Origin of the sequence: Roseobacter sp. MED193 (genome assembly GCF_000152965.1) — a bacterium.
Lineage (GTDB): Bacteria > Pseudomonadota > Alphaproteobacteria > Rhodobacterales > Rhodobacteraceae > Pseudophaeobacter.
On the sequence record NZ_CH902583.1, the window covers coordinates 3,617,247 to 3,634,430 of the forward strand.

The 17,184-nt window shown below is 57.2% G+C and carries 14 protein-coding genes; 9 read left to right on the forward strand and 5 right to left on the reverse strand.

What is annotated here, in order from left to right; all coding sequences use genetic code 11:
* Positions 1–9 precede the first annotated feature (9 nt).
* Genes proC through MED193_RS19760 form a run of 3 tightly spaced genes read left to right on the forward strand, consistent with a single transcriptional unit; the run spans position 10 to position 2,106 of the window.
* Positions 10–822 carry a pyrroline-5-carboxylate reductase gene (gene proC, locus MED193_RS19750; RefSeq protein ID WP_009811551.1) on the forward strand — a complete coding sequence of 271 codons (813 nt, stop codon included), beginning with the start codon at positions 10–12 and terminating at the stop codon, positions 820–822.
* Positions 815–1,153, forward strand: coding sequence for a tRNA-binding protein (locus tag MED193_RS19755; protein WP_009811552.1), 339 nt, complete (start codon positions 815–817; stop codon positions 1,151–1,153). Before proC ends, MED193_RS19755 begins: the two co-directional genes overlap by 8 nt.
* 2 nt (positions 1,154–1,155) lie before the next feature.
* Complete coding sequence (locus MED193_RS19760; protein ID WP_009811553.1) at positions 1,156–2,106, forward strand: D-glycerate dehydrogenase; 951 nt, start codon at positions 1,156–1,158, stop codon at positions 2,104–2,106.
* Between the two features lie 156 nt (positions 2,107–2,262).
* Here the strand turns inward: MED193_RS19760 and MED193_RS19765 are convergent, their stop codons facing one another.
* Positions 2,263–2,847 (reverse strand): thymidine kinase, encoded by a 585-nt coding sequence (locus MED193_RS19765; RefSeq protein ID WP_009811554.1) that lies wholly within the window; start codon positions 2,845–2,847, stop codon positions 2,263–2,265.
* Positions 2,848–3,402: 555 nt separating this feature from the next.
* Between MED193_RS19765 and MED193_RS19770 the strand changes: the two genes are divergently transcribed.
* The gene (locus tag MED193_RS19770; protein ID WP_009811555.1) at positions 3,403–3,876 is read left to right on the forward strand and encodes a hypothetical protein; all 474 of its coding nucleotides are present in this window, start codon (positions 3,403–3,405) and stop codon (positions 3,874–3,876) included.
* A gap of 228 nt (positions 3,877–4,104) precedes the next feature.
* Here MED193_RS19770 and MED193_RS19775 read toward each other — a convergent pair whose 3' ends face one another.
* Positions 4,105–5,232, reverse strand: coding sequence for a beta-ketoacyl-ACP synthase III (locus MED193_RS19775; RefSeq protein WP_009811556.1), 1,128 nt, complete (start codon positions 5,230–5,232; stop codon positions 4,105–4,107).
* A gap of 177 nt (positions 5,233–5,409) precedes the next feature.
* Between MED193_RS19775 and MED193_RS19780 the strand changes: the two genes are divergently transcribed.
* From MED193_RS19780 to MED193_RS19790, 3 genes are read left to right on the forward strand one after another with little or no spacing between them, the layout of a single operon-like run.
* Positions 5,410–5,892, forward strand: a complete 483-nt coding sequence (locus MED193_RS19780) for a MarR family winged helix-turn-helix transcriptional regulator (protein ID WP_009811557.1) — start codon at positions 5,410–5,412, stop codon at positions 5,890–5,892.
* Between the two features lie 3 nt (positions 5,893–5,895).
* Entirely contained in the window at positions 5,896–6,969 is a 1,074-nt protein-coding gene (locus tag MED193_RS19785) for an efflux RND transporter periplasmic adaptor subunit (protein ID WP_039966447.1), read from the forward strand.
* A gap of 10 nt (positions 6,970–6,979) precedes the next feature.
* On the forward strand, positions 6,980–10,027 hold the full coding sequence (locus MED193_RS19790) for an efflux RND transporter permease subunit (RefSeq protein ID WP_009811559.1): 3,048 nt from the start codon (positions 6,980–6,982) through the stop codon (positions 10,025–10,027).
* A 188-nt stretch (positions 10,028–10,215) separates the two neighbouring features.
* Here the strand turns inward: MED193_RS19790 and MED193_RS19795 are convergent, their stop codons facing one another.
* The 3 genes from MED193_RS19795 to carB form a co-directional block, all read right to left on the reverse strand.
* Positions 10,216–10,776 (reverse strand): hypothetical protein, encoded by a 561-nt coding sequence (locus tag MED193_RS19795; RefSeq protein WP_009811560.1) that lies wholly within the window; start codon positions 10,774–10,776, stop codon positions 10,216–10,218.
* Between the two features lie 171 nt (positions 10,777–10,947).
* Complete coding sequence (locus MED193_RS19800; RefSeq protein WP_009811561.1) at positions 10,948–11,601, reverse strand: hypothetical protein; 654 nt, start codon at positions 11,599–11,601, stop codon at positions 10,948–10,950.
* A 183-nt stretch (positions 11,602–11,784) separates the two neighbouring features.
* Positions 11,785–15,141: a carbamoyl-phosphate synthase large subunit gene (gene carB, locus MED193_RS19805; protein ID WP_009811562.1), complete on the reverse strand. Its 3,357-nt coding sequence runs from the start codon at positions 15,139–15,141 to the stop codon at positions 11,785–11,787.
* A 240-nt stretch (positions 15,142–15,381) separates the two neighbouring features.
* On the opposite strand from carB, the gene MED193_RS19810 reads away from it, so the two are divergent.
* Both MED193_RS19810 and MED193_RS19815 read left to right on the forward strand, forming a co-directional pair.
* On the forward strand, positions 15,382–16,548 hold the full coding sequence (locus MED193_RS19810) for an aminodeoxychorismate synthase component I (RefSeq protein ID WP_009811563.1): 1,167 nt from the start codon (positions 15,382–15,384) through the stop codon (positions 16,546–16,548).
* Positions 16,491–17,174: an aminotransferase class IV family protein gene (locus MED193_RS19815; protein WP_009811564.1), complete on the forward strand. Its 684-nt coding sequence runs from the start codon at positions 16,491–16,493 to the stop codon at positions 17,172–17,174. Before MED193_RS19810 ends, MED193_RS19815 begins: the two co-directional genes overlap by 58 nt.
* Positions 17,175–17,184 lie beyond the last annotated feature (10 nt).

A 17,184-nucleotide genomic window follows, 5' to 3' on the forward strand; every position in this document is an offset into this window, starting at 1 on the left:
AGTCGGAAGATGACAACCGGTATTGAAACGCGCGGGCTGGTGCTGCTGGGCTGCGGCAAAATGGGTTCTGCCATGTTGGCGGGCTGGTTGGAGGGCGGATTGCCCGCATCCTCCGTCTGGGTGCTCGACCCCAATCCTTCTGAATGGCTACAGTCGACAGGCGTGAATATCAATGTCGATCTGCCAGCCACTCCTGCCCTGGTGCTGGTTGCGGTGAAGCCACAGATGATGGGGGCTGCGCTGCCCAAGCTCCAGGCGCTGGGCAATGGTGACACGCTGTTTGTCTCGGTTGCGGCAGGGACCTCTATTGCCAGTTTCGAAGAGATCCTGGGCGCGCAGACGCCGATCATTCGCGCCATGCCCAATACCCCAGCGGCAATTGGCCAGGGCATCACTGCAATGGTGGGGAATGCCCATGCTACCGCAGAGGATTTGAATAGGGCTGAAGGGCTCCTGAAGGCCATAGGTCAGACCGTGCGGCTGGAGGCGGAGGCGCAGATCGATGCCGTCACCGGCGTGAGCGGCTCTGGTCCTGCTTATGTTTTCCACTTGATCGAGACGCTCGCCGCCGCCGGAGAGGCGCAGGGTCTGTCAGCAGATCTATCGATGAAGCTGGCCAAAGCCACCGTGGCAGGGGCAGGGGCATTGGCCAGTGTGGCTGACGAAAGCCCCAGTCAGTTGCGTATCAATGTGACCAGCCCCAATGGCACCACCCAGGCGGCTCTTGAGGTTTTGATGCAGGAAGACACCGGTTTTCCGGATTTGCTCGGCCGGGCCGTGGCTGCGGCGACCAACCGATCAAAGGAGCTGGCGCGTGGCTGAAATCACTTTTGACGACTTTATGAAGGTAGATATCCGTGTCGGCGAGGTCATTCGCGCAGAACCCTATCCGGAGGCGCGCAAGCCGGCGATCAAGATCTGGATCGATTTTGGTCCAGAGATAGGCGAAAAGAAGACCTCAGCTCAGGTGACCGCGCATTACACGCCACAGACGTTGATTGGTAAACAGGTCTTGGCGGTGGTGAATTTTCCGCCAAGACAGATTGGCAAGTTCATGTCTGAGGTTCTGGTGCTGGGCCTGCCGGATGACACAGGTGAAATCCGTTTGGTTGGGCCCGACGGCCCGGTGCCTTTGGGCGGAAGGATGCACTGACCATGAAGCTCTTGATTACCCGCCCGATGACTGCGGCGGTAGAAGCACGGGCGCGAGCTGAGTTTGACGTGGATTTTCGGCGTGAGACCGCAGTCATGACTCGGCCAGAGATGCTGTCTGCGCTGCGCGACTATGACATGGTGATGCCGACCCTGGGGGACGGCTTTGATGCTGGGATTTTCGCAGAAACACCAAAGCCGAGCTGTCGGCTCTTGGCCAATTTTGGGGTTGGCTTCAATCACATTGATGTCGCAGCAGCCACTGCCAGCGGGATTGCAGTCAGCAATACGCCAGGTGCTGTGACTGATGCGACGGCGGATATCGCATTGGCGCTGATCTTGATGTCGGCGCGCCGCGCAGCTGAGGGAGAACGCCTGGTGCGCAGTGGCAATTGGCCTGGCTGGCATCCAACCCAGATGCTGGGGCAGCATGTGACGGGCAAGCGGCTGGGGGTGATCGGTATGGGCCGTATTGGCGCTGCGATTGCCCAACGTTGCCATTTTGGCTTTGATATGCAGGTCTTTTACAGCGCACGCAGCGAAAAGACTCCTGGGTTCCCGGTCACGCGTATAGCCGACCCCGTGCAACTGGCTGCCAAGGTGGATTTCCTCGTTGTGGCGGTTCCGGGAGGGTCAGAGACGCGTCATCTGGTGGATGCATCTGTTTTGGCGGCCATGCAGCCTCATGCGCATCTGATCAATATTGCACGTGGCGAAGTGGTCCAGCAACACGCCTTGATTTCCGCTCTGCAAAAGCAGCGTATCGCCGGGGCTGGCTTGGATGTTTATGAATTTGAACCAGAAGTTCCAGCGGAGTTGCGCGAGCTGTCCAATGTCACCTTGCTTCCACATCTGGGCACTGCCACTGATGAGGTGCGCAGTGCCATGGGAAATATGGCACTGGACAATGTCGCCGCATTTGTCGCGGGGCAGCCGCTGCCAAACCAAGTCTGAGGGGCGGCATCTGAGCTGGGGCGGTGAACTGGGCGCTTTTTCAGGTTTCACTTTTCCCTAAATATTCCGGGGGTGAGCGCCAGCGGCGCGAGGGGGCAGAGCCCCCATAGGGTGCCGACGACCCGTACCGGGCTGGCGCGTTTCTCCCCCGGGGGATTAGTTCCCCTGTGCCATGGCCTCGCGCCAATGGCGGCGACACAGGGATACATAGCTCTCGTTGCCGCCAATTTGCACCTGATCGCCTTTGATGATGGCGCGTCCCTCTGCATCCTGGCGGATCACCATGGTGGCCTTCTTGCCGCAATGACAGATTGTGCGCACCTCGCGCATTTCATCCGCCAAGGCCAGCAAGGCGGCAGAGCCAGGAAACAACTGTCCTTGAAAATCGACCCTCAGCCCGTAGCACAGAACGGGGACCTTGAGATCATCCACCACCGTTGCCAACTGCCAGACCTGATCTGAGGTCAGAAACTGGGCTTCATCGATGAAGATGCTGGCGACTTTCCCCTGTTTCAGGCGCGCGCCTATTTTGGCAAACAGATCCTCGCCGGGGGCAAAGGTCTCGGCGGCTTCGCTTATGCCAATACGCGAAGCGATTCTCCCTTTACCTTCCCGCGTGTCGATCTGCGCGGTCAGCAGATAGGTATCCATGTTGTTTTCACGGTAGTTGTGCGAGGCCTGCAGCAGAACGGCTGACTTGCCTGCATTCATGGTCGAGTAGTTGAAGTAGAGCTTTGCCATGGCGTCCCTTTAGCCTGTCGCGGGCAGGGGGGGCAAGAGGACGAGGGAGGCAAACCGTCGATAGGGGCGCTGTTTTACAGTCACGAGCGCTGCCGCACCCAATGGCCTGGTGTGGCGCAACAAAGGCGGTGCCCATGAGAATTCGACGTCAACCTGTATGTGAAAAAATTCGTTTATTTTCTGTGGGTTAAGCTTTTCCCCCAAGGGGAGGGCGCCGTGAGCCACATGCGAAGCAATATGATCATACCCCCCCTGATCCCCAAGAACTGGTGCTCAAAAGGGGAGGGCGGCCGATATTGCCGACACATCAGGAAGGGTACTTAGGCCAAAAACGTGCCCACTCAAAAAACCACGGGAAAATGCGTCCCGCGTCAAAACCAAGCCCACTCACTAAGCCGGTTCCGAGATACAATGAGGGTCAAAATACTCCCCCGTCACTCGCTAAATCCCTGAAAACCTTAGGGATGGTGTAAGAATAACAAATACTTTACAACATCGGCATGGGAAATTACTCCCGTCCTTCCCCTTTTGGCGCGGCATGGCTGGTGAAAATTAATGGCAGAGATCGGTACTTACCTAAAAAAGCATACTGAGGCCCTGGTAAAGGATGTTGGGATCGAGGCAGCCTGCCAGATCACCGGCAAATCCAAGGCGACTTTGGGACGATATTATTCCGATAATGCAGAGCACACCGACCGGTTTATGCCAGTCGATGCTGTGGCCAAGCTGGAACAAGAGGCCTCATACCCTCATGTGACCTCTGCTCTGGCAGATCTGAAGAACATCACCCTGTCCTATGACACCAAAAATGCGAGCAATGGCGATGCAAGCGTTACCCGCAGCGGTGGCGTGAACGCAGATGTCATCGCATTGAGCCAGCGATTTGCCTTCTTGATGAGCGAATATCAAACCGCCATAGAGGATGGGATTATCACGGTGAATGAGGCCAAGCGGCTGCTACGTGAAACCGTTATGCTGCAGCATGTGCTTTTGGACATGAAACTCCATCTCGAAGAAGAGAGCGCCTAGCGCTTGGAGTTGAAAGACCTGCCGTAGGCTCGGCCTGCGGCCTGACTGCTATAGATGACGATTCCCGGGTACAGTCCAGAGATCGGCGCTATATCAGGTGTTGGCGCAAAACCTGCTTGGAAGGCTCGTGTTTAGTATAGGTCTCAAGCGGAGAGATGCGTATCAGTGATCCCTCAGCCTCAGGGCGTGACGCGGCGATGTGAAGCGCCGCAGTCCTGAGCCTTGTTCCTAGGCTTTGTGGCGTTTCAGGATCACCGAGCCTACGGAGTAACCTGCGCCGAAGGAACAGATTAGCCCTAGATCGCCCTCGCCAAGATCTTCGGAGTATTTTGAAAAGGCGATAATCGATCCGGCCGAAGAGGTATTGGCGTAGTCTTGTAAAATATTGGGCTGCTCATCCGCGGCAGGCGCGCGCCCCAGGGTCTTTTTGCCAATGAAATCATTCATCGATTTGTTTGCCTGGTGCAACCACAGCCGTTTGAGCTCTTCGCGCTCGACACCTTCAGCCGCCATGTGACTGGCAATATGCTGGCTGACCATGGGCAGAACTTCCTTGAACACTTTGCGGCCATTTTGCATGAACTGCATATCGCGCCGGTCTGCGACCCCGTCGGGGCGTGAACGACGCAGGAAGCCGTTGTTGTTGCGGATGTTGTTGGAGAAATCAGTGGCGCACCGGGTGGACAGGATTTCGAAATGGTCGCCTTTGGCATCCTCAAGGCGCTCCAAAAGGGTGGCAGTGGCCACGTCGCCAAAGATGAAGTGACAGTCACGGTCACGCCATTCCAGATGGCCAGAGCAGATCTCTGGGTTCACAACCAGTGCTGAGCGGATGCTGCCGGAACGGATCATATCAGCGGCGGTCTGGATACCAAAGGTCGCAGAAGAACAGGCGACATTCATGTCAAAGGCAAAGCCCTTGATGCCCAGAAGATCCTGTATTTCGATGGCCACGGCGGGGTAGGCGCGCTCCATATTCGAGGCCGCACAGATTACCAGATCAACGTCCTCTGCCGTCTTGCCGGCCTGCTTTAGCGCCTTTTTGGCTGCGTCCAGCGCGATTTCGGCCATGATGCCGGGTTCGGAATCGTCTCGTTGGCGCAGCTGTGGGTACATGATCTCAGGGTTCAATACCCCTGCCTTGTCCATCACATAGCGCTGCTCAATGCCTGAGGCCTTAAAGATGAATTCTTCCGAAGAATGGGGCAGGGCCTCAAAGCTGCCAGCGGCAATGGCCTCGGCATTCTCGGCGTTGATCTTGTCGGCGTAGGCATTATAGGCCTCTACCAGTTCAGCATTGGTGATGGTTTGGGCGGGGGTGAAAACCCCGGTGCCGGTGATTGCGGCTGTGTACATGACAGAGACCCTATGGGGAAGAAACCCCGTATTTGTGACGCTTTTTTGACCCAAAGGTCAAGGTTGACGACGGGTATCTGCGCCCGGATTCGTAAGCAGAAGTGTGATGTTCATCACATGAAAGGTTCATCAGGTGAAGTATAGCGAATGGAATCACAATGAATTGAACTGATCCAGATGCCACAGGCCCGGAAAAATCCTTCATCCCAGAACAAGACCAGCGCTGAGATGCGGGTGCTGTTGGGGATATTTTCTCTCTATTGGCGCTTAGATGATGCCCTGGCAAAGCAGGAAATCACCAGTGGCCTGGGGCGGGTGGAGTGTAATCTCTTGCTGCAACTGGATACCCCGCGCCGCATGGGTGAGTTGGCAAAGAGAATGATACTGGTTCCGTCGAGCGTGACTATGGCTGCGGACCGTCTGGAGCAGGATGGTCTGGTCCTGCGGGTGCGCGATGCTGAGGACCGCCGAGCCTTTTTGCTGCAGCTGACGGCTAAGGGGAACAGTCTGCGCGCGGCGCTGGAAAAGCGGGCAGAACGGGCATTTCGTGAGATCTGCGGTCTCAATGACGACGATATTCAGCAATTTGCGCTGTTATCCGATAAGCTACAAAACAAATTTCTTGGGTGCGCCAACCGGTGTCCCGGCAAGGAGAAGTAAGACATGCACCTTATGCAAAAGTTAGCCGTAGCAATGCTGCCGGTTCTGGCAGGTCCGGCGGTGATGACGGTAGGGCTGGGCCTGGCTGGAGCTGTGCAGGCAGAGGAAGTCCTCAAACCGGTAAAGTTAATGACTACCCAATCAGGGACACGTCTTCTTGAGCGGCAGTTTTTTGGACAGGTAGCGGCCAAACAGACGGTTGATCTGGCCTTTCAGGTTCCAGGCCAAGTGCTGCGGTTCCCGGTGGCAGAAGGTTATATCGTGCCAGAAGGGCAGCTGATCGCTGAGCTGGATCTAGAACCTTTTGAGCTGAACCTGGAACAGGCACGGCTGCAAAAGGAACAGGCCGATCGCACGGTCAATCGTTTGGAACGGCTCAAAGGCACCGTGAGCGCGGTCTCTATCGAGGATGCCGCGACCCAGGCAGGCTTGACCCGGGTGGCGCTGCGCAATGCGGAATACGAACTGCGCCATGCCACTTTGAACGCACCGTTTGAGGCCCTGGTCTCTACCCGCGAAGTGGAAAATTTCACGACCGTTGCCGCAGGGGCACCGATTGTCCGCCTCCATGACATGTCAGTGCTGCATATCGAAGTCGACGTGCCTGAGGTGCTGTTCCAGCGTGCGGATCGCGGCGACAATGTCTTGACCACGGCGACCTTTCCCGGCAGCGACGAGAGCTTCCCGCTTCAGATCCTCGAATTTACCGCTGAGGCCAGCAATATTGGTCAGACCTACCGGGTGACCTTTAGCATGGAGCCCCCAGAGGGCCGACAGATCCTGCCGGGGGCCTCGGCCACCGTGCAGGTCAAGGTGGATACGGGGGAGCAGGGCATTCTGGTGCCGCCCACCGCCATTGTGACCACCCCGACAGGGGAGACAGGTGTCATGGTGTTCACGCCCAAAGGCGGCGATACCGGAGAGGTAACCTGGGTCGAGGTGGCGTTGAGCGCAACCCAACATGGTAGCTTTGCCATCTCCTCTGGACTGGAGGGAGGCGAGGAGATTGTTTCGACCGGCGGCAGCGCTTTGATCGACGGCCAAAAGGTCCGCCGGTTCACCGGCTTTGCGAACTGAGGCTGAGACCATGGATATCGCACGCGCCTCAATCGACCGGCCACTTTACACCTGGATCATCATGCTGGTGGCCCTTCTTGGCGGGATCTGGGGGTTCTTAAACCTCGGACGTCTGGAAGACCCGGCCTTTACCATCAAACAGGCGGTGATCGTCACGGCCTATCCCGGAGCCAGCGCCGAACAGGTGGCCCGTGAAGTCACGGAACCACTGGAATCCGCCATCCAGAAAATGGGGGAAGTCAAAACCATCACCTCGATCAACCGGCCAGGCAGTTCTTTGATCGAAGTGGAAATGCAGGACATCTATGATGGCACCGAACTGCCCGCAATTTGGACAGATCTGCGTGCCAAGATCCGCGATGCCTCCAGGGGGTTGCCCGATGGGGTGTCGCAGCCCTATGTGAATGACAGCTTTGGAGATGTTTTTGGCCTGTTTTATGCCGTCACATCAGAGGGCTACACAGATGCAGAGAAGCATGAATTGGCAACGTTCCTGCGCCGTGAACTGCTGGCCGTGGACGGGGTTGCCGATGTCGAGATTTCGGGCCTGCCGGATGAGGCGGTTTTTGTTGAGCCCGATATGGCGATTTCGGTCAACCAAAACATCTCGATTGCGGCAATTGCAAATTCCATTGCTACCTCCAATACGGTGCGCTCTGGTGGTTATCTGGACGGCGCCGCGGCTGAGACTCGCATCAGTGCCCCTGAGGGTTCTGACACGGTGTCCGAAATCGCCGGGTTGTCCATAGGGGCCCAGGGTGAGGTCATCAATGTCGTTGATATGGCAAAAGTGTACCGCGGCCGCACCAGCAACCCTGATCTGATGATCCGTCACAATGGCGTCGAAGCCTTCACCATGGGCATTGCAGGTCTGGCAAGCGAAAACATTGTAGAAGTTGGTGCCCGGGTAGATGCCCGTTTGGCCGCGCTGGACGCGCAAATCCCCTTTGGCGTTGAGCTCTTGCCGATCTATCAGCAGCATGTGGTGGTGGATCAGGCCTCAAACGACTTTCTGGTCAATCTGGCGACTTCGGTTGCCATCGTTGTCGCGGTATTGGCTCTGTTTATGGGCTGGCGCGCCGCGGTCGTGGTGGGGGCGACCCTCTTGTTGACGGTGGTTGGCACGCTTTTGTTCATGAACCTGTTTTCCATTGAAATGGAGCGGATTTCACTGGGTGCTCTGATCATTGCCATGGGGATGCTGGTGGATAACGCGATCGTTGTTGCCGAAGGCATGCAGATTTCCATGCAACGTGGGCGCAGTTCACGCGAGGCCGCACATGATGCTGCTTCCAAAACCCAGATCCCGCTCTTGGGCGCGACGGTGATTGGCATCATGGCCTTTGCCGGCATCGGACTTAGCCCGGATTCTGCGGGGGAATTCCTGTTTTCTCTTTTTGCCGTGATTGCGATATCGCTGCTCTTGAGCTGGGTCCTGGCCCTGACTGCGACGCCAATTCTGGGGCATTACTTTTTCAAGCAGGGGCATGAAGGCTCAGCGGACGCCTATGGTGGCCTGCTGTTTCGGGCCTATGGCGGCCTGCTGCGGATCTCGCTCAAGCTGCGCTGGCTGGTGGTGGTTGGGCTGATCGGCCTCACCGTTGTCTGTTTTGCCGCTTTTGGTACCGTCAAACAGCAGTTCTTTCCGAACTCCAACACGCCTTTGTTTTTTGTGCACTATAAATTGCCACAGGGCAGCACCATCGAGACAACCTCGGCGCATCTGCAGGTGGTGGAGGACTGGCTGTCCAAACGGGAGGATGTGGTGGATTTCTCCACCTTTGTCGGGCAGGGGGCCTCGCGGTTCCTATTGACCTACAACGCTGAAAAGCCGAACCCGAGCTACGGCCATCTGATAATTCGCACAGAGGATCTTGCGGCAATTCCACCGCTTCAGGCGGATCTTGAGGCCTTTGGCCAGAGTCGGTTCCCGGAAGGGGAGTTTCGGACCAAGCGGCTGGTCTTTGGCCCCGGCGGCGGCGATCCGATCCAGGTGCGGTTTTCCGGGCCGGACGCAACTGTGCTGCGGCAACTGGGGGAAGAGGCCATGCGCCGACTGGAGGCCGCCTCCCCCAATATCCTCAGCCCTCGACAGAATTGGCGGGAGCGCGAACTGGTCCTGACGCCGCGCTATGCCACGGAGCGGGCGCAGACTGCGGGCATCGCGCGCGAAGACATCGCAGATACGCTGCTGTTCTCAACTGACGGGCTGCAGGCCGGGGTGTTCCGCGAACAGGACCGCTTGATTCCAATTGTCATACGGCGAGCGCAGGAGGGCGGCTATAACATCATGGATCAGGTGGTTTACTCCAACACCGCGCAGAAATTCCTGCCGATGGAGCAGATGATCGACGGGGTGGATCTGGAGCTGGAAGACACCCTGCTGCATCGCAGGGATCGGGTTCCAACACTCACTGTCGGGGCCGATATCCCGGTGGAGCTGACGGCTGCCACGGTCTTTGCCGAGATTCAGTCGACCATCGAAGAGATGCAACTGCCGCCAGGCTATGCCATGGAATGGGGGGGCGACCATGAGAGCTCAGGTGATGCCAATGAGAGCCTTGGCAAACAGTTGCCGGTGACGGCGCTGATCATGGTGATGATCTCGGTCTTCTTGTTCAATGCCATCCGCCAGCCGATCATTATCTGGCTCTTGGTGCCGATGTCGGTGAACGGCGTGGCCATGGGGCTGCTGGGCACGGGTCTGCCCTTCACCTTTACCGCGCTTTTGGGCCTGCTGAGCCTATCTGGCATGTTGATCAAGAACGGCATTGTTCTGGTTGAAGAGATCGACCTGGTCCGCGCCGAGGGCAAACCCCTGCGCGAGGCCATCGTCGAAGCCTCTGTCTCGCGTCTGCGTCCGGTGATGCTGGCGGCGGTCACGACCATTCTGGGGATGATCCCGCTTTTGTGGGATGCCTTCTTTGTCTCCATGGCGGTGACGATCATGGGCGGCCTTGCCTTTGCCACCGTGCTCACCCTAGTGGCGGCACCGGTGTTCTACCTGATCTTCTTTGCCCGCGATGAAAAGCGGGAGAAGGCAGCACTGGCTACCTAACGTCGACTTGAAGATGCTGCCTGGTCGACCAGACTGGGCAGCATCCATCACACAGATCTGGGTACATGCCTTTGCATTGCGGCGGGTAGTTGTAGGGACTATTCCCCTGTTTTCAAATAGCTCCGGGTGAGGGTCACCCGGAGGGGTCTAGAATTTTGGTGTCAATTCTCGGTAAGACTGATGCGCATTCAAAACACCGGCTCTGTAGGGGAATAAGTTTCCACGAGGCCTTGATAAAAGCAAAATTCGTGCTTTGGTGAACAATCGTATTTATACTGGTGTTCGATCCCAGGAAGTAGATAGAGAGATTCACTCGACATGTACCTGATTTGCTCTTGTGAGAAACGGGTTTCATCCTCCAGCGTCTCTTTTCCATTTAGGTAACTTCGTACCACACATTCAACAAAGCGTGGAGGTTGCTCACCCATCTCCGGGGTGCATCCATTTCGGAAAAAAATCGGTCCCGCCAGTTCGACGGGAATTTCCGGGCTGGCGACACGTTTGGCGGCTTTCCCACGAACAAAGGAATTCAGATTGATAAAGCCTGAAAACCGCAGATCACTTAATAGGACTTCTTCTGGATCCGACAGCGGCTGCGTAAAGGTTCCATGGAAAAAATGCATGAGGTGCCCCATACTGACTTCGAATTCGCCACCACGAATAAAATCTACGCAGAGGCCATAGATGCAGCGATCTGGATTGATTTGAATTTCAAACAATCCACCAATATGACGTTCGCTCTTTGCCATTACTTTTCCCTGTTCGATCAAGCTGATATTTTCAGTTGGGCACTCAGAACTGTAATTAAAAAGTTTAGAAATTGGTCTTTCGAATCTGGTCTCTCACCGCTTCTCGGAAACGCCCCGATGAAGCGATTCCGAGATCTTTTTCCCCTGCAGGCTTTTCACCTCAACCTTATCCTAGGTTTGAGTTTTCATCGCTTTGGTGAGCAGTTTTTGGCATTTTGGGGTCAAATGCCTAGCTACACTGTCTCGCTCTAATCCGCGGCGGCGCAAGAACAGGCCCAAGGCATAGGCGCGTGAGTCCTGGCTCATGTAGCCGGTCCATCCCGCATCATCGGCGCCTTGCAACTGAAACACGCCAAATCCGGCGATAATACAGCCTAAATCTGTGGCCAGTTCATGGGCGCCAGCGCCACCTGGAACTTCATCTTCCAAGCCGGATAACCTGGCATGCATGACTTCATGAGCCAGTATATTGATGAATTGCAGCGGGCTTTTCAGCAGCTCGGGATCATAGCGGATTACGGCATTTTCGCCGTCGTTCTGAAAGGTGCCAGCGACAGCGGAGGAGGAATTATAGTCGATGCGATACTCTGCTGACAACACATCCAAAGGGACCAGGTCTATTGGGTGATCAAAATGGAGAAGCCGCGTCACATCCTTGAGGACTTGCTGGGCGGTTTCCTGACTTTCGCCGCCGCCTGCTTTGAAGAAATCCTTGGTCGGCAGGATTGGAGCCTTGGGTGGCTCAAACCTGTCATCAAACCAGTCAAAGCATTCCTCAATCCAGTCTTTGATATCCGGAGAAACCCGGGGGCGGGACCAAAACATTTAGGGAAATCCTCGCGTTACTGACTGGCAGTTATAGGTGTGCAACTCAAAAGGTCAATGCCTGGGAAAAGTTTGGTTCAGGGTTGTGGCTGGAAGAGGAAAAAGAGCCGCCAATGAAAAAGGCCCCAGGATATGTCCCGGGGCCTGTGAAACGGTGCTGGATCACTTTCTCTGCCTGGGGGATTACCCCTGCAATGACTTCACCTCAACCTCACCCTCGGCCTGGGCCTTGATCGCCAGGGCGGCGGCATTCGCGGCGGCGGCGGTGGTGAAATAGGGGATCTTGTCATAGAGCGCGACCGAGCGCATTTCTTTGCTGTCTTCAACAGCCTGCGCACCCTCGGTGGTGTTCATCAACAGCTGCACATGGCCGTCTTTGAGCAGGTCCACCACATGGGGGCGGCCCTCATAGACCTTGTTGACCAGCTCACAAGCGACGCCGTGACCTTCCAGCCAGCTCTGGGTGCCGCCGGTGGCCACCAGGGTAAAACCTTGCTCTACCAGTACCTTGGCCGCTTCCAGCATCGGTGCGCCCTTGTCGGCGTCCTTGATCGACATAAAGGCGCGGCCCTCGCTTGGCAGCACCATGCCCGCGCCCATCTGCGCCTTCAGGAAGGCGCGCGGGAAGTCGCGGTCCCAACCCATGACCTCACCGGTGGAGCGCATTTCTGGCCCCAGCAAGGTGTCAACGCCGGGGAAGCGGGCAAAGGGCAGAACCGCTTCTTTGACTGAGAACCAGGGCATGTCGGGATCAGCCAGGGTCATCGGGTCCGCCATCGGCGTATCCACATCATAGCCTGCATCGGGTTTATAGGCGCCGCGATGGGGGAAGGCGGTCAGCTTTTCACCGGCCATAACGCGCGCCGCAATCGAGGCAATGGCGCTGTCGGTGGCTTTGGCCACAAAGGGTACGGTCCGGCTGGCGCGGGGGTTGACCTCAATGAGGAAGATCACCCCGTCCTTGATGGCGAACTGGATGTTCATTAGGCCGACAACATTCAATGCCTTGGCCAGCGCATAGGTCTGGGTCTTTATCTCTTCCAGAATCTCCTTGGACAGGGAGTAGGGCGGCAGGGAGCAGGCGCTGTCGCCCGAGTGCACACCGGCTTCCTCAATGTGCTGCATGATACCTGCCACATGCACATCCGTGCCGTCGCAGATCGCATCCACATCCAGCTCCACCGCGCCGGACAGGTAGCTGTCGAGCAACACAGGGCTGTCACCGGAGACCACCACGGCCTCGTTGATGTAGCGTTTCAGCTGATCCATGTCGCGCACGATTTCCATCGCCCGGCCGCCCAGAACGTAAGAGGGGCGAATGACCAGTGGGAAGCCGATTTCTTCGGCGATTTCCAATGCTTGTTCGTCCGTGGAGGCAATGCCGTTATGTGGCTGCTTGAGGCCCAGATTGTTCACCAATTCCTGGAAACGCTCGCGATCTTCGGCCAGGTCAATAGCATCGGGAGAGGTGCCGAGGATAGGAATACCTTCCTCTTCCAGCGCATTGGCCAGTTTTAGCGGGGTCTGACCGCCGAACTGAACGATGACGCCGTGGAGGGTGCCGTTTTCCTGTTCAACCCGCAGGATTTCCATCACATGTTCAAAGGTGAGCGGCTCGAAATACAGACGGTCCGAGGTGTCATAGTCGGTCGACACGGTCTCTGGGTTGCAGTTGACCATGATGGTCTCATAGCCCGCGTCCGTCAGCGCATAGCAGGCGTGGCAGCAGCAGTAGTCAAACTCGATGCCCTGGCCGATGCGGTTTGGACCGCCGCCCAGGATGACCACCTTTTTGCGATCCGAAGGCCGCGCCTCACATTCCACTTCGCCCATCATCGGGGCCTCATAGGTGGAATACATATAGGGGGTCTGCGCCTCGAATTCGGCGGCGCAGGTGTCGATACGTTTGAAAACCGCGGTCACGCCTTTGGCAATCCGTGCATGGCGCACAGATTTTTCAGAGGCTTCGGTCAGATTGGCCAGACGCGCATCGGTAAAGCCAAGCATTTTGAGGTGGCGCAGAGCTTTCTCATCCTCAGGCAAGCCGTTGGTGCGGACTTCTGCTTCGGCATCGATGATTTCGCGGATGCGGTCCAGGAACCAGGGGTCAAACTTGGTGACGCCGTGGATTTCATCGTTGCTCAACCCGTGGCGCATGGCCTGTGCGATGGTGCGCAGCCGGTCCGGTGTTTGCTGGCTGATCGCTTTGATTACCGCAGCCTTGTCGGTTGCGACCTCCCAGGTGCCAATCGTTAGGCCAGGGATTTCAATTTCATCAAAGCCGGTGAGGCCCGATTCCATCGAGGCCAGCGCCTTTTGCATCGATTCATGGATGGTGCGGCCAATGGACATGGCTTCACCCACGGATTTCATCGCGGTGGTCAGATAGGGCTCGGAGCCGGGGAATTTCTCAAAGGCAAACTTTGGGATCTTGGTGACGACATAGTCGATTGAGGGCTCAAAGGAGGCCGGTGTCACCTTGGTGATGTCATTGTCCAGCTCGTCCAGCGTATAGCCTACGGCCAGCTTGGCAGCGATCTTGGCGATCGGGAAGCCTGTCGCCTTGGAGGCAAGGGCGGAAGAGCGCGACACCCGTGGGTTCATTTCAATGACCACCATACGGCCATCGGCAGGGTTCACTGCCCATTGCACGTTGGAGCCGCCGGTCTCAACGCCGATCTCGCGCAGCACGTTGATCGAGTGGGTGCGCATGATCTGGTATTCTTTGTCGGTCAAGGTCAGCGCTGGCGCTACGGTGATCGAGTCGCCCGTGTGCACGCCCATGGGGTCGATGTTTTCGATGGCACAGACGATGATCGCGTTATCCGCTTTGTCGCGGACCACTTCCATCTCGAACTCTTTCCAACCCAGCAGGCTCTCATCCACCAGGATCTGGTTCACTGGCGAGGCATCCATGCCGGTGCGGCAGAAGTGCTCGTAGTCTTCCCGGTTATAGGCAACACCGCCACCGGTTCCACCCATGGTAAAGGCTGGGCGGATGATCGCTGGCAGGCCGATATCTTCGAGCGTTTCCAAGGCGATACGTACGCCTTCATTCAGGTCGGCCTTGCCATCTTCCAGCTTGGGCGCTGTGACGATGGTGGCGCGGGGGTTTTCAATGCCCAAACGGTCCATGGCGTCGCGGAACAGTTTACGGTCTTCCGCCATCTCAATGGCGTCACGGGTGGCGCCAATCATTTCGACGCCAAATTCTTCCAGCACACCCATTTCTTCCAGCGCCAGCGAGGTGTTGAGGCCGGTCTGGCCCCCCATGGTAGGCAGCAGCGCGTCGGGGCGCTCTTTCTCGATGATTTTGGCGACCACCTCGGGGGTGATTGGCTCGATATAGGTTGCATCGGCCAGGCCGGGATCGGTCATGATGGTGGCTGGGTTCGAGTTCACCAGGATAACCCGGTAGCCCTCTTCCTTGAGCGCTTTACAGGCCTGGGCGCCAGAGTAGTCGAATTCGCAGGCCTGCCCAATAATGATGGGCCCCGCACCGATGATCATGATCGACTGGATGTCGGTTCTTTTGGGCATGGGTGTGCTTCCTTCGATTTGTGCGAGCGGCTTGGCCAGGCAGGTTGGCAGGTCGGTCTGAGTTCAATGGCGAGTCGGGCGCCCCCGTGCGCCCAAATTGTCCTGCGTTATAGGGGTAGCGCAAAAAGGTGCAAGAGGGATCGGACACGCGCTTCGAATTGCCGCTTTTATGACTTTTGTTCGCATAGCGTACAGATATAAGCATCTACAAGAGAAATGGCAGAAATTTAGAGGTGCTGGGTGCAGATCCGTTTTGATCAAGGGCCAGATCAGTGGATAGAACCGGGACAGGGGATGCAGTTCGCTTGCCCCTTGCGTGTGATCCGGGCTGATTCTGCGCAGGAGATCCCTGGCGCATTGGATGCGTTGAACAAAGTGCAACAAGAGGGACACTGGCTGGCAGGCTATGCCAGCTATGAGCTCGGCTATGCTTTGGAGCCGAGCCTGGCAGCCTGCATGCCGACCCATCGCCGCCTGCCGCTTTTGTGTTTTGGTGTCTACGCGCAGGCAAGCCCGGTTTCGCACGCGAAACATTGGCCCGAGGGGGGCGCTTGGCGCGGTCTGGGAGAGTTTCAGCCGCGCTGGAGCCGCGCGCGCTATACAGAGGCCTTTGCTGCTGTGAATTCTGCTATCGGAGCAGGCGATATCTATCAGGCCAATCTGACCTTCCCAATGGATGCCCAGGTCAGTTGGGGCTCTGAAGATCTGTATGGGGCATTGATGGCGCGCCAGCAGGTGGGGCATGGGGCCTTGGTGCTGCAGGAGGATCTGCCGGATCTGCTGTCGCGCTCGCCAGAGCTGTTTTTTCGCACAGATGCACATGGTCAGATCGAAACCCGGCCGATGAAGGGAACGCAACCGCGCAGCGCCGATCCGGTTGCGGATGCAAAGGCGCGGGATTTTCTGCGTCAGGATGAAAAGAACCGTGCCGAGAACCTGATGATCGTGGATTTGTTGCGCAATGACATCTCGCGTATTGCCACTCTGGGATCGGTCAAAGTGCCAGAACTCTTTGCGGTGGAAAGCTATGCCACTGTCCATCAGATGGTTTCAACCGTGCAGGCGCAGTTGCGCCCCGGTGTGGGGCTGGGGCAGATCCTTCAGGCGCTGTTTCCCTGCGGGTCGATCACCGGAGCGCCCAAGATACGCGCCATGGAAATCCTAGCAGAGCTTGAGCCTTGGGCACGTGACGCCTATTGTGGCAGCATCGGTTGGATGGCCCCCGATGGGGCGTCTGAGTTCAACGTAGCCATTCGCACCCTGATGGTCGAGGGAGGGCGGGCACAGCTGAACGTCGGCGGCGGCGTGGTCTGGGATAGCACAGCCCAGTCTGAATATGAGGAAGCCCTATGGAAAGCCCGTTTTGCCCAGTTGCGGCCATTCGAAGCGACGCCGATTTCCGCCTGATCGAAACTTTTGGCTATCACCCAGGGCGGGGGATAGATCGCATTGATCTGCATCTTGCGCGCATTTCGGCCTCGGCGGTCTTTTTTGGCCTCCCCTTTGATCTGGGGCGGGCCAAGGCGCATCTCGCAGGTCTTGGTGGCCCCCAGGTGTTGCGCTGCCGCCTGACACTGTCGTCCGCAGGGGAGCTGGAACTGGTCACAACGGCGATGCCTGTACACCAGCCGCTGTGGAGCTTTAAGGTAGCGGCCCAGCGGTTGGTGGCTGATGATGTCTTTCTGGCGCATAAGACCACCAGGCGCGCGACCTATGATGAGGCCCGTGCCCAACTGCCCCAAGGAATTGACGAACTATTATTCTTGAATGAACGCGGAGAGATCTGCGAGGGAACCATTAGCAATATTGTGGTCGAAACAACTGTCGGGGACTGTTTGACCCCGCCTCAAAGCTCTGGCTGCTTGCCTGGGGTCTACCGCCAAAGCCTGCTGAATGCGGGGGGGGTGAAGGAGGCCGTGCTGACCTTGGATGATTTGGCAAAAGCCCGCGATATTCGCCTGGTGAATTCTCTGCGCGGCGAGATGCAGGGTATTTGGGTGCAGGACAGCGAGGAATTTGCCAGCTTTGCTTGACAAGAGCGCT